Consider the following 22,032-nt stretch of genomic DNA (forward strand, 5'->3'; position numbering starts at 1 on the left):
CGAGTGTTACGACGCGTCGAAGACGTGGGCCGCCCCTAGAATCGACAGTTGTACCGCGCTGCCGGCTGGCGGCGCGTGCATCCCGGTGCTACGCACCAGCAGCGAACGACCGGGCTCTTCATTGGCTGCGGCACGCAACTCGACCGTCAGGGTGCAGGTGTTGCCGCCGAAATCGCGTTCGGTGACCACGGCGTTGCAGCCCTCTGAATCGGCGGGTAGGTCGGACAGCTGCAGCTGTTCCGGGCGCAACATGATCTGCGCGGGACCGGAGAAACCGTTGCTGTTCACCGCGATCCGCCCAAGATCGCAATGGGCCCAACCGGCCTCGATCTGCGCCGGCATGACCACCGCTTCGCCGAGAAAGCGTGCGGTCTGCTCATCGTCCGGATAACGGTAGAGGTCCATCGGGTGCCCTGACTGCACCAGTCGTCCGTCACGCATGACGGCCAACTGATCGGCAAACGACAAGGCTTCGCCCTGGTCGTGGGTGACCAGAATCGTTGTCACGCCGCTCTCTTCGAGCAGGCGCGCGACCATTTTGCGCATGGCACCGCGCAGGCCGGTGTCGAGGGCGGAAAAGGGTTCATCCAGCAGCATCAGGCGCGGTTGCTGGGCCAATGCCCGGGCAAGCGACACCCGTTGCTGCTGACCGCCGGACAATTCATGGGGCCAGCGCGCAGCCATGTTGGCGTTCAGGGCCACGCTATCCATCAATGCCTGGATGCGTTCGGTTCTGGCGCTGCCGGTTTCGCTCAGTCCGAAACCGATGTTGTCGGCCACTGTCATGTGCGGAAACAGCGCGCCATCCTGCGGAACATAGCCAATCTGGCGCTGGTAGGCGGGCACGGCGTGGGTGCTGTCGACCAGCGTCTGGCCGTTGAGCGTCAGGCTGCCGGCATCGGGAAACTCGAAGCCGGCGATCATCCGCAGCAGCGTGGTCTTGCCGGAGCCTGACGGACCGACGATCACGGTGCGACTGCCGGTCGGGACGGACAGGTTGATGGTGTCCAGCGCGGTTTGCGCGCCGAAGGATTTACTGAGGTTGATGATATCGAGAGCGTTCATCGGCCGGCACTGCGCCTGGATTGGTGATAGAGGATGGCCGTGAGCGGCAGCGAAAGCACCACCATCAGCAGCGCGTAAGGTGCTGCGGCGGCGTAGTCGATTTCGCTGGTCATGGCCCAGAAACCGGTGGCCAGGGTGCGCGTGCCGTTGGGCGCGAGCAACAGGGTTGCGGTCAATTCATTGGTGATTGCCAGGAACACCAGCGCTGCACCCGCCGCCGCACCGGGTGCGGCCAGGCGCAGGGTGATCAGCCACAAGGCGCGCAGCGGCGAGCGGCCGAGGCTTTGCGCGATGTTTTCCAGCTCTACCGGCGCCTGGGCGAAACCGGCACGCAGGCTGACCAGTGCCCGTGGCAGGAACATCAGCAGGTACGCCAGCAGCACGGTGATGGTGGTCTGATAGATCGGCCGGGCGAAGTGGATCGTCACGGTGACCAGTGCCAGCGCCACGACAATCCCCGGCAGGGAACTGGTGATGTAGTTGCAGCCTTCCAGCACGCGTTGCAGTTTGCCGGGCGCGCGGATCGACAGCCAGGCAATCGGGATCGCCGCCAGACTGGTCAACACCGCACCGGCGACGCCGAACGACAGGGTCTGGAGCAAGGCAGGCAACAACTCTTCGCCTTGCCAGACTTCAGCGCCGCCAGCAATCAGCCATCTGCCCAACGTCAGCATCGGAACGCCGAGGGCCAGCAGGCAGGTCAGGGTTTGCAGGCACAGGCCCAGAGCTGCGATGCCGGGTTTGAGACGCACGGTCCGCTGCTCCCGCGCGCTGCCGGAACCCACTCGGGCATAACGCGCGTGCCCCCGAGCGGCGGATTCCACGGTCAGCATCGCCAGACAGCACAGCGCCAGAACACTGGCGAGCATGTTGGCGGCCGGGCCGTTAAAGGTGGATTTGAACTGATCGAAAATGGCCGTGGTGAAGGTGTCGAAGCGAATCATCGCGTACAGGCCATATTCGGCCAGCAAATGCAGGCCGACCAACAGTGCACCACCACAGATCGCCAGGCGCAATTGCGGCAGCACCACCCGGAAGAACACGGCCCACGGTTTTAGCCCGAGGGATTCGGCCACGTCTTCAATTGCCGGGTCGAGACGACGCAATGTTGCCGCAATCGGCAAATAAAGGAACGGAAAGTAAGCGATCACAGACACCAGCACACCGGCTGGCAGTCCATTGATCGACGGAACCAGACTGACCCATGCATAGCTGTGCACGAACGCCGGCACCGCCAGCGGCGCAACCGCCAGCACTGACCACAATCGGCGACCAGGCAAATTGGTGCGCTCGGTCAGCCAGGCCAGAGTGATGCCCAGCACAATGCAGATCGGCAGGGTGATCAACACCAGCAGCACGGTGTTGATCAGCAATTCGGCCACCCGAGGGCGGAAGATCAAGGCTTCGATGGTCGCCCAGCCGGTGTACCACGACACGCCGACCACAAACCCGATCGGCAGTAACGACAGCAATGAAACACCGATCGCCAGTACGACCACCCAGGGGCTCCCGCGCCCGTTGAGGGCGCGGGTCCTGCGTGAAAGGTTGGCGGAGGGCGCCGCAGCGATCCCCGCCGGCAGAGTTTCAGGCATCAATTAAAGCAGTCCCGCCTGAGTCATCAGTTCGACGGCTTTCTTGCTGTCGAGCTTCGATGCGTCGACTTTCGGTGCGTCCAGATCCTTCAACGGCACCAGTTTCGGGTTGGAGGCCGAGTCCTTGCCCACGGCGTATTCAAAGGAATTGCCGGTGCGCAGCACTTCCTGGCCTTGCTTGCCGGTGATGTACTGGAGGAATTTCTGTGCTTCTTCCTGGTGTTTGCTGGACTTCAGCACGCCACCACCGGAGATGCTCACGAATGCGCCCGGATCCTGATGCTTGAAGTAGTGCAGGGCGGTGTTCTTGCTGTTTTCGCCGGTCTTGGACTGATCGACGAAAGCGTAATAGTGATAGATCACGCCGCTGTCCACCTGGCCGGCGTTCACCGCTTTGAGCACGGAGCTGTTGCCACGGTAGGCGGTGAAGTTGGCTTTCATGCCCTTGAGCCATTCCAGGGTGGCGGCTTCGCCTTTCTGTTCCAGCACGGCGGCGACGATGGCCTGGAAGTCGGCACCGGCTGGGGATGCAGCCCAGCGACCTTTCCATGCCGGGGTCGCCAGATCCATCAGGGATTTCGGCAGGTCTTTTTCCGGCAGCTTGGCCGGGTTGTAGACAAAGACTGTCGAGCGAGCGGCGATGCCGACCCACTGACCATGGGCCGGACGATAGGCCGAGCCCACTTGTTCAAGAGTGGCCGGAGCTACAGGGGCGAACAGCTTGGCATTGTCCACCAGCACCATGGCCGGGGAGTTTTCCGTCAGGAACACGTCCGCTGGAGAGGCCGCGCCTTCCTGTACGAGCTGGTTGCCCATTTCCGTGTCGTCGCCGTTGCGGATCGTGACCGGAATTCCGGTTTCCTCGGTGAAGCCGGCGACCCAGGCCTTGGTCAGGGTTTCATGCTGGGCGTTGTAGACCACGATGCCGACGGAATCGGCGGCAAACACCTGACCGGCTGCGAGCAGCGCGGTTGCCAGAGTAGCGTGCTTGAGAAAGGACGGAAGGGATGGACTCATGACGGAGCAGCTCCTGTTTTTTAGACGTTATGGGCAAGCATTCGCCGGAAAACTTCAATGCGAATGATTTGCATATGTTGGCTGGCTGGCAATGTAGAGAGGCAAATGAGAAAAAAACGTCAAACAAACCGTTAATACATGTCATTGCCATTCAGGTTAGCAGTCACTGGGCGGGGACGCCGGGCGAACCCGGCGTTGTCTTTCAGGAGCCTTGGGGCAGGTAGGCGACGCTTTGATCCTCGCGGCCATGGAACACTTGTTCGCCGCGCGTCGGGGTGGTCGTGATGACTTGATGGTCTTGGCCGAGCCTGGAGAGCGGCACGGGTTCGCCGGTGCGGTACTGGGCGACGAAGATCGTACGCTTCGGATCCCAGTGCTTGCCGCTGGTGCGTTCCAGCCATTCGAACATCGCGGCAGCATCGCCATCGCGAGGGAAGTCGCGGGTTTCCGGCACGTAGTAGAACGGCTCGCCGCCGGTCTGCAGGTACATCGGGACCTTGTTGTCCACCTCGACCATGACGAAGTGCCATTGGCTCAACGGCGCACGCTGGCTGGCTTGCAGGCGCACGGTCTCACCGAAACGGATCGCGCCGCCACCGCTGTTGGTCCAGGGGTAGAGCACGCCGAGAATCCCCAGCAGCAACACCGTGGTCACGGCAAAACCGATTTTCAGGCCGCGCCCGCCAAACGGGCTGACGGCGTTGCGCGCGGCCATGCGCCGGGTAATCCACCAGGCCCCGAGCAGTTGCGCGAACGGCACCAGTGGCAGCACGTAGTAACTGCGCCGGCTGCCGCTGGCGGTGAAGAACAGCATCAACAACCCGAGGCCCTGAATCAGCCAGCGGGTATCCGGTTCGATGTGTTTCCAGTTCTTCGCCGCGACCCACAGGGCAATGATCCAGCACGGCGCCCAGGGCAGGGTGTAGATCGGCAGGTACAGCAAATAGGTGTAGATCGGGCCGATGTTGTCGAACGGCTGGAAAAACCGCACGACGTTTTCCCGCAACACCAGCCCCAGGCCGCTTTCCCCGTAGTTCGGCGCGCCGTAGAGGTGCGACAGCAGGAACGGCGTCATGTAGAACGCCCCGGCAATCACCAGCGCCGCGAGCAGGCGCAGATTCAGATGACGTTTCCAGCGGCCCTCACTCAGCAGGTGCGGCAGCAATACCAGACCCGGCAGAATGAAACCGATCAGGCCTTTGAACAACGACGTCAGGGACAGCAGGACGCAGAACACCAGATAGCGCGAAAACCGCGTGTCGTCGGGCCCGCGCCAGTACCACCAGACCGCCGCCAGCACACCGCAGACCGTCAGGATGTCAGCGGTGGCGACCCGCGCCCAGAACACGAAATAGAAGGTGGTCGCCAGCATCCACCCGGCGATCAGCCCCGTGCCTTTGCGAAACAACTGCTCGCCCAGCAGATACACCAGCCAGACGCTGAGCCACGCGGACACCACCGAAGACAGGCGCAGCGACCAGTGATCGAGACTCCCGGTCAGCCAGGCGGTCGCGGTGATCAGCCAGTACGACAAAAGCGGCTTGTCGTAATAGGGATCACCCTTGAGGTACGGGTCGAAGTAATCGCCGCTTTGCATCATCTGCAACGCGATGTTCGCCCAGCGGGTTTCCGCGCCCCAGAGTTCGCGGCTACCCAGCCCGAGCAGCAACATCAGGGCGCTGGCGGCCAGCAGGAGCAGCATGGCGCCCCGGTCGTTATTGCGCAAGGTCATGGCTGGCGCTGCGGAAAGATGAAGATCTGCAGATTGCCGCGACGATAATGCTTGCCGTCTACCGGCAGCAATCCGACTTCCTGCTCTTCCTGCGTGCTGTTGACGCGCAAGACCACACCGACCGCGCCTTTCTTCCGCGCTTCGGTCATCCACTGGCCGACGCCGTCCATCGTGACTTTACGTGCTTCCATGGCCGGGTCTTCGAGGCCGTACTTCAGTTCACCGATGGTGTTGAACAGATCCACCTGCGGACGCTTCAGACGCCACGCCAGTGCCGAGGCCGCACCCAGGTCGTTGCTCAGCAGCGACGCGGTTTCACTCAGTTCCTGTTGATGTTCGGCAATGAACTGGTCGGGCATCTTGCTGTTGACGATCTGCCCCGGCATGGCCGCCGGCAACAACGCCACCAGCAGGCCGATACCCAGCGCCGGCATGGCCCACAGCGTCAGCGGACGCAGCACTTGCAAGGCATTGGCGATGATCCAGCCCACCAGCACGATATAGGCCAGCGACAGGCTGAACATCTCGGTATTTTCGTAGATTTCCTTGGTTGCCTGCAGATAAAGCAGTGCCACCAGCGCCGCACTGGCGATGACGGTATTGATCACGCCGTTCAGGCGCAGGACACGGCCACGGTTCTGATCCAGCCAGTTGACCACGGTCTGCCCCATCAGCAGGGCGATCGGCAGCAGGCACGGCATGATGTAGGTCGGTAGCTTGCCGCTGCTCAGGCTGAAAAAGGCCAGTGGCAACAGGAACCACAATGCAAGATAGGCGGTTTTCGGGTCACGCTTTTCGCGCCAGGTGCGCAGGAGCGTCGAAGGCAGCAGAACGGCCCACGGCAGGGTGGAGGCAAACAGCAGCGGCAGGTAGAACCACCAAGGACGGGCGTGCTGCGCAGCATCGCCGGCGGCAAAACGACGGATGTGTTCGTGCCAGAAGAAGAAGCGCCAGAAATCAGGTTCCCGGTAATGGACAGCCAAGACCCACGGCAGGCTGATCAGCACGCAAACCACCACGGCAACCAGCCCGTAACGCACCAGTTCGCCGAAGCGGCGTTGCCAGATCATGTAGGGCAGGGCGATCAGCACCGGCAGCAATAACGCCAGGAACCCTTTGGTCATCAGGCCCATGCCGCACGCGACACCGAGCAGCGCCCATCCGCCCAGACGGGCACGAGGGGTCTGGCTGTCGATGGCAAACCACACCGCGACCATGCTCAGGTTGACCCACAAGGTGAACTGCGGATCGAGGTTGGCGTAGCCGGCCTGGCCGGCAATCAGGCCGAAGCTCATATAAAGAAGGGCGCTGGCGACGCTGATGCGCGGGTTGTTCCACAGCCGGCGGGCCATGAGGTAGGTCAGCCAGACGCTGACGCCGGTACTCAAAGCCGAAGCGATACGTACGCCGAACAGGTTTTCACCGAAGATCGCCTGGCCGATCGCGATCATCCAGTAGCCGGCAATCGGTTTTTCGAAATAGCGGATCCCCATGAAATGCGGCGCGACCCAGTTGCCGCTGAGCAGCATTTCCTGGCTGATCTGGCCGTAGCGGGTTTCATCGGGGATCCACAGGCCGTGGGTCATCAGCGGCAACAGATAAAACACCACGAAAGCCAGAATCAGGCCGGGAATGGCCCAGCGCTCGAAAGTCGTGGTGGGGGAGAAATGACGGGCAGCGTGTCGCAGGGGGTTGTTTTCAGACGTCATGACAAAGCCTTGGTGCCAAACGAAGTTCTTGTGTCGATGGCCTGCCCGGCGCGTTCCTGAGCGGGCGGGTCATCGTGTTGAATGAATGCAGGTGTGCGATCGGGGGACGGGCGTTTCCTGTATCCAGAGAGCTGCCGAACCTCCAGGCCGGAGTTCTCGCACTATAGCCAAGCTTAAAAAAAACCGTTGTCCAGTAAATCGGGGGCAGATACATCTTTCATTACAAATTAATGAAGTCCGTTCCTGACTAGTTGAAAAAAGTTCAACCTTGTCGGTTCGCCCCAACTAAAGCATTAATGACTATTAAGTTGAGACCAGGCATCGGCATTCATGATGCCCAACACTTTAAGTTGGCCTTTGTCATCGATCCGTGCAAACAGGGTACTGCCGTATTCGGCGGCAACCGCGTGAGGAAAACCGGTCTGTTTTTCGAAGTCGCTGATGCATCCGCTGTGGGTGACCAGCACCAGATTGTGCTTGGCAACCTTATGCGCCACCACATCGTTGCGCAGAGAAGAACCGCAGGACTCGAGCCAGATCTGGGCCGTGGCGTCCTGACCAAACATGGCACGCGCGGTCTGCACGGTACGGGTCAACGGGCTGGTGAACACCTGCGCCTGCTGCATGCCCAGACCCACGAAGCCTTTGCCTACAAGCGCTGCAGAGTCGTTGCCGGCCTGGGTGATGCCGTCGGCCGGGCCCAGGCAGAGGTTGTCGGAACGGTCGCAGCGTTCGGCATGACGCACCAGTGCCACGACTTCGCCAGCCTGCCAGGCCTGGGTCCAGTCAGCCCGGGCGGCCTTGCCGGCGTTGCCCAGATCCACGGGCGAGCGGGTCACCCAGACGAAGCCGCTGACCAGTCCGATGGCGACCACTACACCGATGCCGGTCAACAGTTTTCCAAGTCGCAGCGTACGGCGTTGTTTATATGTCGCTGTTAATTGCATCTGTCGCTCCACGGCATGCCCCTTGACGTCGCAGGCGAGATTGGCCGGCGATTTAACCAACTTTTATAGTTGTGTACTTGAATAATGGCTGAACATTACGTTCATGCACGTCGGGGGGCGGTGAAGAACATGTGAAAATTTCGCGAGAGTCGATAAAACCCAACTAATCCGGTGTTTGATAACCAGACTCAAATACCCTTTTTTTACCGGCCAGTCTTAACAAATGTTTATGTTTGCGGTGAAGCTGCGCAGGTTCGGTCAATGTCGCTGTTTTTGACCGTGAAGTCTGAATTCAGCAGTGGAGTCATCGACCCGAATGGATCTCAAGCAAAGCCTGACGAAACGGATCGTCATCGTGTTCGCTTTGATGAGCGCTCTCGTCGCCGGGGTGTTTGCGCTGGGCATTGTCGCCGCTGTGCATGTCGTCGAGCACCGGCTGGCCACCAGCACTTTGAGCGGCGGCCTGCACCGCCTGCTGGCAATGGAAGACATCAATCGCTGGAGCCATCAGCCGGAAAAGAGCGAGTTGTTCTTCTTCGAAGGCGGACCGGGTCCGATGGCGCTCATTCCTTCGCTGGCAGCGCTGGCCCCCGGTTTTCAGGAAATCAGCTTCGATGGCGATGACTTCTTTGCCATGGTCGAAGTGGTCGGTGGACGCAAATATGTGTTGTTGCGCGATCAGGAAAGCCTCGAGCAGCGCGAGCGATTGTTGTTCATCGTGGTCACGGTCGGTTTTGTCCTGAGTGTTCTGCTGGCGCTCGTGCTTGGCCGGTTGCTGGCACGCCGGGTGATGGCGCCGGTGATTCGTCTGGCGCGTCAGGTGCGCCATCGCGATCAGTTGCTGGTGCTGGCACCTCCGCTGCACCCGGACTATGCGGCAGATGAAGTGGGGGAACTGGCGCTGTCGTTCGATCAGACCCTGGGGCGTCTGCGTGAAACCCTGAGCCGCGAAAAACTGTTCACCAGCGACGTCAGCCATGAGCTACGCACGCCGTTGATGGTGCTTTGTGGTTCTTGCGAGTTGTTGCTCGCCAATCCGTCGCTCGATGCCCGTTCAACCGCGCAGGTCAATCGCATCGCCCGGGCCAGCCACGAGATGCGCCAACTGGTCGATACTTTCCTGATGCTGGCTCGCGCCGAGGACGATACCGGCAGCGATATTTGCGTCACGCTCAAGGACGTCGCGGATGCCCAGAGTGAAATCTGGGGCCGACTGATTCGTGAAAAGGGCCTGGAGTTTTTCTACGAGGTGGAGCAGCCGTGCATGGAACGCTTCAACCTGACGTTCCTGCAATCGGTCATGGGCAACCTGTTACGCAATGCCTGGCACTACACCGATCACGGGTTCGTCCGGCTGACCCTGACGGGCAACGGTTTTGTGGTGGAAGACAGCGGCATCGGCATTCCGGAGGAACAGCGTCAGGCAGTGTTTCAGCCGTTCGTGCGCGGCGATGAGGGCCGTGGCGAAGGCCTTGGCCTGGGGTTGTCGCTGGTGCAGCGGATCTGCAAGCGTCAGCACTGGCGGGTGCAATTGAGCAGCGGCCAGTCCAGCGGCAGCCGCTTCAGCGTGGAATTGAAGCCGGCGGCTCAGGACGGCGGGCAGCTGCGCGCATTGCCGGCGGCCTGACGGATCAGTTCGGCGAGGCGTTTGACGTTGTTCTGCTGAGCGTTTACCAGATCGTCGATGCTCGGTCCGGACGGCGTCTGCAGAATCGAGCGGCAGGTGAGCAGCCCGCTATCGCCCGCATCGGCCGGACGCAGGCGCCATTTCACGTCCATCAATCCGTATTGCCCGGGAATCGAATCGAAACGCTGCACATCGATGCGTACCGACGTTTTGCGCGCAACTCCAGCGTTGCTCAACTGATCCACCAGCGCACTGCGCAGCTCGTCACTGAGGCTCGCACCCCACCATTGTGTTTCCAGAATCGCCAGGCCGCTATTGCCTTGGCGGATGACGATTTGCGGGCGGTCGACCTGTGGCGGCACGCTGATGCTTTCAATTGCGATGTCCTGTCCTGATCGGCCAGGCATCGGCTGTGCCGGGGTCAGGGTGTGGAAACTGATCGGGTCGCTGCGACAGGCACCCAGCAGCAGGCATGCGGCGAGCACGGTGAACTTCAGCGGTAAAGCCATGGCAAAGCTCCTGTGCTCAATTGCGCGGCGGTCCTTTGAGATCCAGCGGCGCAGCGTTGTCGGGGCGACCGCGAATCAGCGATTCCGGATGGCGTCCGAGGTAATCCGACAGTTCACGCAGCGAACGCGACATGCGCCCGAGTTCGTCGAGGGTCTGGGTGAGTTTTTCGCGTTGCGGCGAATCTTCGGCCAGCGTCGAATTGGCCGATTGCAGGGTCTTGCTGACGTCCGCCAGGGTGTTTTGCACACTGGGCAGCGTCTTGGCATTGAACTGGGTCAGGCTTTTACGCAGTTCGACGAGGTTGCCGTCGAGATTGCCGGCAATGCGTTCCACCGGCAGTTTGTTGAGCTTGTCGACCATCGCTTCGAGTTTTTCCTGCAACTGTTCGAGGCTGCCGGGAATGGTCGGAATGACGATTGGACGCGCCGTCGGGTCAAACGCCACTTTTTCGGCTTTCGGGAAAAAATCCAAAGCGATGTACAGCTGGCCTGTAAGCAGGTTGCCGCTGCGGGCCTGGGCGCGCAGTCCGTTATCGACGAAGGTGCCGATCAGGCGCACGGCGGCGGCTTCGTCTTCCGGGTTGTGGTTGAGCACCTTGAGCATTTTTTCGTGGGCCCGGCCGAGGCGCTGCGGGTAGATCACGATGCCGACGTTGACCGGGAAGCTGCGTTTCTTCTCGTCGTAATCCAGGTTGATGCTCACCACACGGCCGATTTCCATGCCGAGGAATTCGACTGGCGCATCGACCTTGAGGCCGCGCATGGCCTGATCGAAACGCAGGCTCAGGTACTGCGGTTTGCCGGCGGGCGGGGCGAGGGCGGTCTGCTGGTCGTCGAACAGGTCGAAGGTTTTTTCATCCGCTGCCGCCACATCGTTGGGGCTGTAATCCGGTGCACGGAAGGCAATGCCACCGACCAGCAAGGTCGAGAGCGATTCGGTCTTCACCGCAAAACCATTGGCGCCGACGTTCACGTCTATACCGCTGGCGTTCCAGAACCGGGTGTTCTCGGTGACGAAGGCATCGTTCGGCGCGTGGATGAACACTTCGATATTCACCCCTTTGCCATCGGGATCGAGTGCGTAGGCCACGACCTGACCGACCGGAATCTTGCGGTAATAGACCGGGGAGCCGATGTCCAGCGAGCCCAGATCCGAGGAATGCAGGTTGAAACGTCTGCCCGGTTCGCCATAGGTGATCGGCGGCGGGTTTTCCAGGCCATTGAAGTTTTTGGCGCGTGAATCTGACTGGCCGATGTCGGCCCCGATGTAGTCACCGGAAAGCAGGGTGTCGATGCCCGACACGCCGCCAGCACCGATACGGGGGCGTACCACCCAGAATTTCGAGTCTTCGCGGGTAAAGGTTTCGGCCTGTTTGGCCAGTTTGATCGTGGCGTTGACGCTCTTCTGGTCATCGGCCAGCTCGACGTCCGAGACCTGACCGACCACCACGTTGCGGTATTTGACTTCGGTCTTGTTGGCGGTCAGACCGCTGCCGGTCTTGAAGGTGACGACGATGGTCGGGCCTTCCTGCATCAGGTTGTGCACCACCAGCGAAATGCCCACCAGTACCGCGACGATCGGCACGATCCACACCAGCGAAATGCTGAAGCGCCGGGTCTTGACCGGTGCCTGGCCGGGTGCTCGCGGTTGATCGGCGGCTGACGACTCCATCCATGACCTCCAGAGTGTGTTGGGCACTGAGCGTCAGGAACGCAAAAGCACTTCATCAATATAGAAGTGCTTTGCGATAGAGCAAATCGCCGAGCCTCAGCCCAGCATTTCCCGCAGGCGATACCAGAACATGCCCAGTGCCAGCAGCGGCGAGCGCAACGCCGGGCCGCCGGGGAAGGTCATGTGCGGTACGCCGCTGAACACGTCCATGCCCTGGCTGTGGCCGGCATGAATCGCTTCACCCAACAGTTTGGCGCACCAGTGGGTGACGTTCAGGCCATGGCCGGAGTAACCCTGGGCGTAGAACACGTTCGGGTGCTGCTTGAGCTGCCCGACCTGCGGGAAGCGATTGGCAGTGATGCCGATCTTGCCGCCCCACTGAAACTCGATGCCCACGTCCGCCAGTTGCGGGAACACCTTGAGCATCTTCGGTCGCATGTAGGCGGCGATGTCCGCCGGATCCCGCCCGGAATAGTGGCAGGCACCGCCGAACAGCAAGCGCCGGTCCGCCGAGAGCCGGTAATAGTCGAGGCCGACTTTCTGATCGCAGAGCGCCAGGTTCTGCGGGATCAGTTCGGCGGCGCGTTCCTTGGACAAAGGCTCGGTGGCGATGATGTAGCTGCCTGCCGGCAGGACTTTACCGCTGAGCTGTTGCTCGAGTTCATCCAGATGCGCGTTGCAACCGAGCACCAGACTGCCGGCGCGCACCGTGCCCGAAGCGCAGCGCACTTGCACCGTGGCTCCGTGGACGATTTCCAGCACCGGGCTCTGCTCGAAGATCCGCACCCCGAGCGACGCCGCCAGTCGCGCTTCGCCCTGCACCAGATCGAGCGGGTGCAGATGGCCCGAACCCATGTCGATCAGGCCTCCTTTATAGACACCCGAATTGACGACTTGCCGACGCATGTCTTCAGGGCCGACCAGTCGCGTTGCATGGGCATAACCTGAGGCCGCGAGACTGTCCTGTTCGGCCTTGAACGCCTCGAACTGCGCCGGGGTGTTGGCCAGTTCGCAGAAGCCCCAGCGCAGGTCGCACTCGATGGCGTTGTCTTCGATGCGCCGGCGCACCAGTTCCACCGAGTCGACGCCGGCCTGTTGCAGGTAGCGCACGCCTTCGGCGCCGACATGACGGGCGAAGCCCTCGACTTCATGGCCGATGCCACGGATCAACTGGCCGCCGTTGCGCCCGCTGGCGCCCCAGCCAATGCGCCGGCCTTCAAGCAGCACCACCGAGAGGCCGCGCTGGGCCAGCTCGATGGCGGTGTTGACGCCAGTGAAGCCGCCGCCGATTACGCAGACGTCGGCGATCAGGTCGGCTTCAAGCGCAGGGTATTGCGTGCTCGCCCGGGCCGATGCAGCGTAGTAGGAGCGGGCGTGTTCCTGGGTGTACTGATTCATTTGTTCGACTTCACTTTGCTCCAGGAGCGGGTCATCAGACGCATGATCGACTGGGGCGGGGTGGTGGAAATGTAGAGTTTGTCGAGCACTTCCTGAGGCGGATACACCTCTGGATTGCTGACCAGTGCCACGTCCATGTATTGCTTGGCCGGCGGGTTCGGGTTGGCGTAGCCGACCGAGGCGCTGACCTTGGCGATCACTTGCGGATCAAGCAGGTAATTGATGAAGGCGTGGGCCTCTTTGGTGTTGCCGGCATCAGCGGGAATCGCCAGCAGGTCGAACCACAGGTTGGCGCCTTCTTTGGGAATCGCATAGGCGATGTTCACCCCGTTCTTCGCTTCCTTGGCGCGGTTGGCGGCCTGGAACACGTCACCGGAGTAACCGAAGGCCACGCAGATGTCGCCGTTGGCCAGGTCCGACACGTATTTCGACGAGTGGAAGTAGGTGATGTACGGGCGGATGCTCAGCAGTTTGGCTTCGGCTTTCTTGAAGTCTTCCGGGTTCTCGCTGCGCGGGTCCATGCCCATGTAGTTGAGGACGGCCGGGAACACTTCGTCGGCTGAGTCCATCATCGACACGCCGCACTGGGTGAGTTTCTTCAGGTTCTCCGGCTCGAATAGCACGGCCCAGGAATCGATGTGATCGACGCCCAGCACCTGCTTGACCTTGTCGACGTTGTAGCCGATGCCGTTGGTGCCCCACAGGTACGGCACCGAGTGTTCGTTGCCCGGGTCGTTCTTTTCAAGCAACGCCAGCAGTTTCGGGTCGAGGTTCTTCCAGTTCGGCAGTTGCGAGCGGTCCAGTTTGAGGAACGCACCGGCCTTCACCTGACGGGCCAGGAAGTGGTTGGAGGGAACCACCACGTCGTAACCGGTGCGACCGGCGAGCAGTTTGCCTTCGAGGGTTTCATTGGAGTCGAAGACGTCATAGATCACCTTGATGCCACTGCCGGCCTGAAAGTCGGCGAGGGTGGTCGGGCCGATGTAATCGGTCCAGTTGTAGACGCTGACCTGGGATTCGGCCTGGGCACCTGCACTGCAGGCCAGGGCCAGGGCGGCGGGAATCAGGGATTTCAACAGACGCATATCGACACCTCTTCGAATTATTGGATTTTCAGGTGATGGGTTGCTTCCTTGTGGGAGCGAGCTTGCTCGCGAAAGCGGTGTGTCAGTCGCCGTCTTCGTTAACTGAACTGGCCCATTCGCGAGCAAGCTCGCTCCCACAGGGGGTAGTGAAGGTCTCAGACGCTCAACAGCAGGAACTCACGCTCCCAGGAACTGATCACGCGCTTGAAGTTTTCATGCTCGGCACGCTTCACTGCCACGTAGCCGCGCACGAACTTGCTGCCCAGGTACTCGGCGACGGTGTCGCACTCTTCCATCTGGGTCAGGGCTTCTTCGATGGTGATCGGCAGACGCAGGTTGCGGCGCTCATAGGCGCGGCCTTCGACGGCAGCGCTTGGTTCGATGCCCTCGACCATGCCGATGTAGCCGCACAGCAGGCTCGCGGCAATCGCCAGATACGGGTTGGCATCAGCGCCCGGCAGACGGTTTTCCACGCGCATCGCTTCAGGCCCGGAAGTCGGAACCCGCAGACCCACGGTGCGGTTTTCTTCGCCCCATTCGACGTTGACCGGCGCCGAAGTGTCCGGCAGGAAGCGGCGGAACGAGTTCACGTTCGGTGCGAACATCGGCAGCACCTTCGGGATCAGCTTTTGCAGACCACCGATGTGATGGCGGAACAGGTCGCTCATGCTGCCGTCGGCATTGGCGAAAATTGGTTTGCCGGTGGCGATTTCCACCACACTCTGGTGCAGGTGCATGGCGCTGCCGGGTTCATCGCCAATCGGCTTGGCCATAAAGGTCGCAGTGACGTTGTGCTTGAGCGCGGCTTCACGCAGGGTGCGCTTGAACACGGTGATCTGGTCGGCCAGATCCAGCGCGTCGCCGTGGCGGAAGTTGATTTCCATCTGCGCCGGGCCGTCCTCGTGGATCAGCGTGTCGAGATCCAGACCTTGCAGTTCACACCAGTCGTAGACGTCTTCGAACAGTGGGTCGAATTCGTTGGCGGCATCGATGGAGAACGACTGACGACCGCTTTCGGCACGACCGGAACGGCCCAGCGGCGCCTTCAACGGCAAGTCCGGGTCTTCGCAGCGCTGAGTCAGATAGAACTCCATTTCCGGCGCCACGATCGGCTTCCAGCCCTTGTCGGTGTACAACTGCAGGACTTTCTTCAGCACGTTACGCGGCGACAGTTCGATCGGATTGCCGAACTTGTCGAAGGTGTCGTGGATCACGATGGCCGTCGGTTCGATGGCCCATGGCACCACGTACACCGCATCGCTCACCGGTTTGCAGACCATGTCGATGTCGGCCGGGTCGAGCAGGTCGTAGTAGATGTCGTCGTCGACAAAATCCCCGGTTACCGTTTGCAGCAGCACACTTTCCGGCAGGCGCATGCCTCGCTCATGCAGGAACTTGTTGGTCGGTGCAATTTTGCCGCGGGCGATGCCGGTCAGGTCGCTGACCACGCATTCCACTTCGGTAATCTTGTGATCTTTCAGCCATGTGAACAGCTGATCGAAAGGGGCATTCATAAAGACCTCGTCGTTGGTTTTATTGACGCGGGGGAAGTGCGATTTCATCTTTCGCAGGCTTCCCCTGTGGCGCGTTGACGACTATCTTGGGCGGGCCTTGCCGTTCCATCTATCCACTTTCAGCAGCACCAAAGCGCACCAAAAGAGTGCGCAAGGTCTCCCATGACAACGTGTAATCCGCTACAGGTTCAAGCTTTCAACACCGCCGATGTCGCCGAGCAGATCCGCGCGACACCGGGCTGGGTCCAGCACTACCAGCAGATGTCGCCGGGGCATTTCGCCGGGCGAATCCGCTATCTGGACCTGGAAGGCGTGGAGGTCTACGAAGAACAGATGAACACCCGGGTCGAGCAGAATTTCAGTGCGCCGTCGGGGTCTCTGGCGTTCTGTTTCGATCGCAGTGACAACGCGCTCTATCTGCTGAACGAAGAGAGCCGCAACATCTGGATCACCCCGGAGAACTACCAGGAAATCGCCGTGGTGTTCGGCCCGGAGTTCGTGCGCCGCAACGGTCTGGACGTGGCCCGTCTGGAAGGCCTGTTCATGGCGCCGCTCAACGGCGCGCAGAACGCGCTGTTCAGCCGCTGGTTAAGCTCGACACTCACGAAGTTGTCGCAATCCCTTGATCAGCCAAGCAAAGAAGCACTGACCCAGCAGTTGCTGGAGGACTGTCTGTTCATCCTCGACAACGCCCGGGTGTGTCTGGACAGTGGTGGTTTGCAGCGCCGCACCGAAGAGCGGCAAACCATGAAACGCGTGGGGGAGTGGGCAGCAGATTCGCCGGAAGAAACCCTCAACCTGCTGGAGTTGGCCCAGGTGGCCGGGGTGTCGTTGCGACAATTGCAGCAGACGTTCAAGGCCTATACCGGGATGTCACCGACCCAATGGTTGCGGTTGCGCCGGCTCAACAGTGCCCGCCGGGAACTGCTGAAGGGGGCCGCCTCGGGCACTACGGTGGCCGAAGTGGCGATGAACTGGTCGTTCTGGCATCTGGGGCGGTTTTCCAACAGCTATCGGGCGCTGTTCAATGAGTTACCGAGTGAAACCTTGAAGCGAACAAGTCGCTGAAGAGACAGTTATTGCTCTGAAACAAATTGAAACATTCGCGCATGCGAAGGGTCGATGGAATACACTCACTCAAGTATTTTCCATGAAGACCCCTCGACCCTCCCAGCGTCTGGAAACACTCAGCGAACTCAGAAATCTCAAGATGGCCCGGTCCGCCCATGCGTATGTCCGGGGTAGTACCGTTCAGTTCTACGAATGGCTGCACAGCCAGCCCGGCAGGCGTTTGCCACGGGGGCCGGCGGTGTGGATCTGTGGCGATTGCCACGCAGGGAATCTGGGCCCGACGGGCGATTCGAAGGGCCGGATCGATATCCATATTCGCGATCTCGATCAGACCGTGATCGGCAATCCGGCGCATGACCTCGTGCGGCTGGCATTGTCCCTGGCGACCGCCGCCAGAGGCTCGGATCTGCCAGGTGTGACCACCGCGCGAATGCTCGAAGGCATGATGCGCGGCTATGAAAGCGCTTTCGAAGGCAACATCGATGAAGACCCGCCACGTCCGCCTCAGGTCAAGGCCAGCATGCGCAGCGCCGTGCAGCGCACCTGGAAACACCTGGCTTATGAGCGTATCGAAAACACCAAGCCATCCATTCCCCTTGGGAAGCATTTCTGGTCACTTTCGCGAGCGGAACGCGCCGCGCTGAAAACACTGTGCGCGACTGATGATGTCCATACGCTGGTGACGTCGCTCAAGGGCAGGTCGAAGGACGACAAGGTCCAATTGCTCGACTCCGCCTACTGGGTCAAAGGTTGCAGTTCGTTGGGGTTGAAGCGCTATGCGCTGTTGCTGGGGGTGGGGGCTGGAGATGATCAGGAATACTGCCTGCTCGATATCAAACAAGCCGTTGCCGCTGCTGCGCCCCGAGCGCCCAAAGCCTCCATGCCACGGGACAATGGACGGCGGGTGGTAGAGGGCGCGCGGCACCTCTCACCGGGTCTGGGCAATCGAATGATTGCAACGCGAATGCTGGATGAGGGCTTTTTCATCCGCGAACTTCTGCCTCAAGACATGAAGCTGGAGTTGAATCAGTTGAGCCAGTCCGAAGCGTTGCTTGCCGCCGCTTATCTGGCCAACGTCGTCGGCCTTGCTCATGCGCGGCAAATGGACCTTGCGACGCGAGCGGCCTGGATCCGCGAACTGAAGAGTTGCCACACCAGGACGCTGGATGCGCCGTCGTGGCTTTGGTCAAGTGTCGTGCAGTTGGTGGGACATCATGAGCGCGGCTATCTGGAACACTGTCGTCTGTATGCGTTGCAGCATTGAGGAACTCTCAAACACCATCCCTGAGCAACTTGCCGAACGTTTCCAGCTCGCCTTTTTCAACGTCGGAAACCAGCACGAAACGCATATGGCCAGCCTGCCAGGAAACCACGTTGAAACCACGAATCGTCTGACTCTGCGTCGGTTCATCGGCGTCCGTAGTCGGCAGGATAAACACATTGATGATGTGTTTGGCCCGGCCGTAACTCAGGGCGGCGGTGGTCTGGTGTTGCAGGTAATCCAGCCGGCCGCCGAGCAACGGAAAGCCCTGCGCCGAGTAGTCGACTACGGGAGGCGAGAAGTCGAGTTTTCCGGTGAACCAGGGTTTTACCGTGTGGCGGTCAGAAGACACCACATCGTTCAAGTGAGTGCCCATCAACGAACGCACATGGCTGGAGACGGCTTCGTCCATCAACGGTTGTTCGCTGCCCGGCGTTGCCACGTAAAGCACCATCGCCAGGGCCAGGGCGGCTGCGGAAAACGCAGGGGCGAACCATTTTCTCCAGCGTTCGAACGGGCTCGGCGATGCGGGAGCAACAGCGTCCAACACGCTGGCGACCAGTGATTCCGGGGCCGCGTAATACGGCGCATGGCGTTTTACGCTGATCTTCAGCACCTTCGCCTCCGCATACCGATGCTTGCACGCGGCGCACAGGGCCAGATGCGCAGTCACGTTTGCAGCCATCGCCGGATCAAGTTCCTGATCCAGATAGCCATGCAGTTGCGTCTGGCAAGCCGTACAGTCGAGTTCATTCATCGTCGTGCCACTTCAGTAGTTCGAGCTTGAGCATCGCACGGGCCCGGGCCAGCCTCGACATGACGGTGCCGATGGGAATATCGACCACCAGGGCGATGTCCTTGTAGGGCAAGTCTTCGAGGTCCTTGAGCACAATGACCTCGCGAAAGGCCGGCGGCAAGGCACTCAGTGCCTGCTGGAGCAATGCTGCGTTTTCCGTGTGAATGGCCAACAGTTCCGGGCTCTGGCCGTTGCTCAGTGCGCCGTCGATATCACCCGTTTCGTCATCGATGGCGACCCAGTGGCGCCCGGCCGAGGCCTTGAGCCAGGTGTAGCTTTCGTTGCGCACGATGGTCAGGAACCAGGCTTTGGCGCTGCCATCGGCAAAACGCTGCAGAAACCTGAAGGCGCGCAAGGCGCTTTCCTGCACGACATCCCGTGCAGCGGCGTCGTTGCCCGTGATCCAGCGCGCGAGGTTGTAAGCCGCGTCCAGGTGCGGCGCAATCAGTTCCTCGAATCGATTCATAGTGGCTTCCGCACCGTCACACCCCTATAACTGTGATACGTCGCGTTTTATTCCCTGAAAAGAATTTGTTTTGTGGCGTGGAATAAACGCCCGGACCGCAAAGTTCTCTCTGGTGTCAGCTACATCACTGTAGTCCGCCAGCGAGGACCTACCGATGGACAATCAAACAAAACATCCACTGCGCACCGACGGCTTTCTGAGCAACCCGGACCGGCGAACACTGCTCAAATGCTCGGCGTGGGCCGGGGCCGGGGTCCTCTGGGCCCTGAGCGGCGGCATTCCCAGAGCTTTTGCGATGGATGAGGCGGGTAACGTCACAGATCCGAAAGCGTTGGCCAGCACTTTTCATTTCGTACAGATCAGCGACTCGCACATCGGCTTCAACAAGGAAGCCAATCCGGAGCCGTTGAAAACCCTTCAAGTGGCCATCGACAAGGTCATCGCGCTGCCGAAACGGCCGTCGCTGATCCTGCACACCGGCGACATCACGCACCTTTCCAAGGCCGAAGAATTCGACACCGCGGCGCAAGTGCTCAAAGGCTTGCCGTCCACGGTGCATTACATCCCCGGTGAACACGACACCCTCGACGAGGGCGGCGGCAAGCTCTATCTCGAGCGTTACGGCAAGGGCACCAAAGGCAACGGCTGGTACAGCTTCGATGACCACGGCGTGCATTTCATCGCGCTGGTCAATGTCTTCAACTTTCAGGCCGGACACGAAGCCAACCTCGGCGCCGATCAACTGGCGTGGCTGGCCGATGATCTGCGCGCGGTATCGACCAGTACGCCGATCGTGGTGTTCACCCACATTCCGCTGTGGACGATCTATCAGCCCTGGGGCTGGGGCACCGAGGATGGCGATCAGGCGATTGCGATGCTGCGTAAGTACGGCTCGGTGACGGTGTTGAACGGGCATATCCATCAGGTGATCCAGAAAGTCGAAGGCAACATCACCTTCCATACCGCCCGTGGCACGGCTTATCCGCAACCGGCGCCGGGCGCGGCTCCGTCGCCGGGGCCGATGACGGTGGCGGCCGATCAGTTGCGCAATTATCTGGGGATCACCGAAGTGCGGGCGACACAGGGCGATCATCCATTGGCGCTGATCGATTCGACACTGGTCTAGGGGGAGGGCAGCCCGATGAAAACGCGATTTTTGGCGGTGGTGTGTTTGATGTTGTCGATGCCGACGTGGGCGCAGGAGGTGAAGGTCGACATCAAGGAGTTCATGTTCGGCCCCAAGGACCTGACCGTGGCCGTCGGCACCAAGGTGACGTGGGTCAATGACGACCAGATCCCGCACACGGTGGCCGAAACCCACAAGGTGTTTCGCTCGGGGGCGCTGGACACCAATGACAGTTTCTCCTGGGTGTTCAATACGCCGGGCGAGTTCGAGTATTTCTGCGTGCTGCATCCGCAGATGATCGGCAAAATTGTGGTGACTCAGTAATCAGAGGGCGCGGCTTCAATGAGGCCGCGCCCTTTTTTCTGTTTTCAGAGTTGCACCCGACGCAACCTGCCACTCAATGCAACCACCTTGTTGTCCGGCGTGGGCAAGGGTCGCCCGGTTAACCCCATGCCTTCGCTCACCAGCACCGCATCCTGCACCAGACACAGGTTGGATGGGGTATCCAGGTCCCGGGCGAGTACGGTCACTTCGCCGGTTTGCAGATTGCAGCTCAACAGTCGCCCGCTGAACCGGGTGAATCCGCCATGTAAGGGTTCGCCATTCCAGTCAGGCGGCAACGGTTGTTGCAGACGGCTGCAAAGCTCCAGCACCAACACATTTCCTTGCGGACACAGTGCCAGCCCGGTGGGCAGTTGCAGGCCGCGAATCAGTACTTCGATCCGGCCGGTGTCGGGCCAGACCCGAATCACCTGGCCGGCCTGATCGTCAAAGTCGATGCCTTTGCGGGCCGGGTCGCCTTGCAGCTCCCCGGAGAACAGGCTGATCAGCACCGCGTCTGTCGTCGGTTCGTACACCAGTGTGACGGGGACGGCTTCCTGTCCCATGTCCAGATCGGGCAACTGCACCAGTACCTGTTCATCCTCGCCGCGGCTGAATTCCACCAGCTGGTTGGTATCGGGTTTGACCGCCAGCCAGCTGCGGCGGGTCGGGTGATAACACAGCGCATTCAGATTGCCCCGGCTGTGAAACACCGCCTCCGGCGGGGTGTATTGCAGGTCCAGCAGTTTCGAACCCGCGACATAATCAGTCTGGCTGACCAGACAGCGCCCGTCACCGCAGGCAATGTCCGACAACCCCATGATTTCATCGCGCAACATGCGGGCCTGCATGTTCATCGAGCGAAAACCCTGAGCCAGGGTTTCGCGAGCGAGCCAGGCGCCGGGATGCAGTGGGTCGGGTTGCAATCGGCTGATGCGGCCGCTGAAGGTCTGGTCCGGCAGGCCCGAACCAGCCTCGACCAGCAGCAGGCTGCCATCGGCCTGCAGGCAGACGCCACGCGGGTTCAGCAGGCCTTCGGCGATGAGGGTGCTCGGGCGCAGCGTCTCGCGAGGGCGCGCAGGAATATGAACAGTCATAGGTTTCTCTCCATGGGCTGAGGGGCG

The 22,032-nt window shown here is 60.9% G+C and carries 19 protein-coding genes; 5 read left to right on the forward strand and 14 right to left on the reverse strand.

The genetic code is table 11. The features are described from left to right. Nucleotides 1-6 precede the first annotated feature (6 nt). The 6 genes from CAG02_RS01215 to CAG02_RS01240 form a co-directional block, all read right to left on the reverse strand. A complete protein-coding gene (locus CAG02_RS01215) occupies nt 7-1,065 on the reverse strand; it encodes an ABC transporter ATP-binding protein (protein WP_085709963.1) in 1,059 nt (352 codons plus the stop codon). Next, a complete protein-coding gene (locus CAG02_RS01220; protein ID WP_085710181.1) occupies nt 1,062-2,657 on the reverse strand; it encodes an iron ABC transporter permease in 1,596 nt (531 codons plus the stop codon). Before CAG02_RS01220 ends, CAG02_RS01215 begins: the two co-directional genes overlap by 4 nt. A gap of 3 nt (nt 2,658-2,660) precedes the next feature. Beyond that, a complete protein-coding gene (locus tag CAG02_RS01225; RefSeq protein ID WP_085709962.1) occupies nt 2,661-3,674 on the reverse strand; it encodes an iron ABC transporter substrate-binding protein in 1,014 nt (337 codons plus the stop codon). Nucleotides 3,675-3,876: 202 nt separating this feature from the next. Then, nucleotides 3,877-5,406, reverse strand: coding sequence for a glycosyltransferase family 39 protein (locus CAG02_RS01230; RefSeq protein WP_085709961.1), 1,530 nt, complete (start codon nt 5,404-5,406; stop codon nt 3,877-3,879). Continuing rightward, on the reverse strand, nt 5,403-7,115 hold the full coding sequence (gene arnT / locus CAG02_RS01235) for a lipid IV(A) 4-amino-4-deoxy-L-arabinosyltransferase (RefSeq protein ID WP_085709960.1): 1,713 nt from the start codon (nt 7,113-7,115) through the stop codon (nt 5,403-5,405). Before arnT ends, CAG02_RS01230 begins: the two co-directional genes overlap by 4 nt. 293 nt (nt 7,116-7,408) lie before the next feature. Then, on the reverse strand, nt 7,409-8,062 hold the full coding sequence (locus CAG02_RS01240) for a histidine phosphatase family protein (RefSeq protein WP_085709959.1): 654 nt from the start codon (nt 8,060-8,062) through the stop codon (nt 7,409-7,411). 316 nt (nt 8,063-8,378) lie between these two features. On the opposite strand from CAG02_RS01240, the gene CAG02_RS01245 reads away from it, so the two are divergent. Further along, the gene (locus tag CAG02_RS01245) at nt 8,379-9,689 is read left to right on the forward strand and encodes a HAMP domain-containing sensor histidine kinase (RefSeq protein ID WP_085709958.1); all 1,311 of its coding nucleotides are present in this window, start codon (nt 8,379-8,381) and stop codon (nt 9,687-9,689) included. Here CAG02_RS01245 and CAG02_RS01250 read toward each other — a convergent pair. From CAG02_RS01250 to CAG02_RS01270, 5 genes are all read right to left on the reverse strand, one after another. After that, nucleotides 9,650-10,198 carry a membrane integrity-associated transporter subunit PqiC gene (locus tag CAG02_RS01250; protein WP_085709957.1) on the reverse strand — a complete coding sequence of 183 codons (549 nt, stop codon included), beginning with the start codon at nt 10,196-10,198 and terminating at the stop codon, nt 9,650-9,652. The genes CAG02_RS01245 and CAG02_RS01250 overlap by 40 nt on opposite strands. A gap of 16 nt (nt 10,199-10,214) precedes the next feature. Next, nucleotides 10,215-11,870 carry an intermembrane transport protein PqiB gene (locus CAG02_RS01255; RefSeq protein WP_085709956.1) on the reverse strand — a complete coding sequence of 552 codons (1,656 nt, stop codon included), beginning with the start codon at nt 11,868-11,870 and terminating at the stop codon, nt 10,215-10,217. A 96-nt stretch (nt 11,871-11,966) separates the two neighbouring features. Then, a complete protein-coding gene (locus CAG02_RS01260; protein WP_085709955.1) occupies nt 11,967-13,268 on the reverse strand; it encodes an FAD-binding oxidoreductase in 1,302 nt (433 codons plus the stop codon). Beyond that, complete coding sequence (locus CAG02_RS01265) at nt 13,265-14,353, reverse strand: polyamine ABC transporter substrate-binding protein (RefSeq protein ID WP_085709954.1); 1,089 nt, start codon at nt 14,351-14,353, stop codon at nt 13,265-13,267. The genes CAG02_RS01260 and CAG02_RS01265 overlap by 4 nt, the downstream gene beginning before the upstream one ends. Before the next feature lie 155 nt (nt 14,354-14,508). Then, nucleotides 14,509-15,867 carry a glutamine synthetase family protein gene (locus CAG02_RS01270; RefSeq protein WP_065257395.1) on the reverse strand — a complete coding sequence of 453 codons (1,359 nt, stop codon included), beginning with the start codon at nt 15,865-15,867 and terminating at the stop codon, nt 14,509-14,511. 162 nt (nt 15,868-16,029) lie between these two features. Here CAG02_RS01270 and CAG02_RS01275 point away from each other — a divergent pair, with 162 nt between their 5' ends. Next, nucleotides 16,030-16,935, forward strand: coding sequence for a helix-turn-helix domain-containing protein (locus CAG02_RS01275; RefSeq protein WP_085709953.1), 906 nt, complete (start codon nt 16,030-16,032; stop codon nt 16,933-16,935). An 82-nt stretch (nt 16,936-17,017) separates the two neighbouring features. Continuing rightward, the gene (locus CAG02_RS01280) at nt 17,018-18,202 is read left to right on the forward strand and encodes a DUF2252 family protein (protein WP_085709952.1); all 1,185 of its coding nucleotides are present in this window, start codon (nt 17,018-17,020) and stop codon (nt 18,200-18,202) included. 7 nt (nt 18,203-18,209) lie between these two features. On the opposite strand, the gene CAG02_RS01285 is transcribed toward CAG02_RS01280, so the two are convergent. Beyond that, entirely contained in the window at nt 18,210-18,956 is a 747-nt protein-coding gene (locus tag CAG02_RS01285; RefSeq protein ID WP_085709951.1) for an anti-sigma factor, read from the reverse strand. Continuing rightward, complete coding sequence (locus CAG02_RS01290) at nt 18,949-19,461, reverse strand: sigma-70 family RNA polymerase sigma factor (protein ID WP_085709950.1); 513 nt, start codon at nt 19,459-19,461, stop codon at nt 18,949-18,951. The genes CAG02_RS01285 and CAG02_RS01290 overlap by 8 nt, the downstream gene beginning before the upstream one ends. Nucleotides 19,462-19,615: 154 nt before the next feature. Between CAG02_RS01290 and CAG02_RS01295 the strand changes: the two genes are divergently transcribed. Both CAG02_RS01295 and CAG02_RS01300 read left to right on the forward strand, forming a co-directional pair. Continuing rightward, on the forward strand, nt 19,616-20,587 hold the full coding sequence (locus tag CAG02_RS01295) for a metallophosphoesterase (protein ID WP_085709949.1): 972 nt from the start codon (nt 19,616-19,618) through the stop codon (nt 20,585-20,587). Between the two features lie 15 nt (nt 20,588-20,602). Beyond that, nucleotides 20,603-20,911 (forward strand): plastocyanin/azurin family copper-binding protein, encoded by a 309-nt coding sequence (locus CAG02_RS01300; protein ID WP_085709948.1) that lies wholly within the window; start codon nt 20,603-20,605, stop codon nt 20,909-20,911. A 44-nt stretch (nt 20,912-20,955) separates the two neighbouring features. Here the strand turns inward: CAG02_RS01300 and CAG02_RS01305 are convergent, their stop codons facing one another. After that, the gene (locus CAG02_RS01305) at nt 20,956-22,005 is read right to left on the reverse strand and encodes a hypothetical protein (RefSeq protein WP_085709947.1); all 1,050 of its coding nucleotides are present in this window, start codon (nt 22,003-22,005) and stop codon (nt 20,956-20,958) included. Between the last annotated feature and the right edge of the window lie 27 nt (nt 22,006-22,032).

Source organism: Pseudomonas sp. R43(2017), assembly GCF_002112345.1.
GTDB classification, from domain to species: Bacteria; Pseudomonadota; Gammaproteobacteria; order Pseudomonadales; family Pseudomonadaceae; genus Aquipseudomonas; species Aquipseudomonas kribbensis.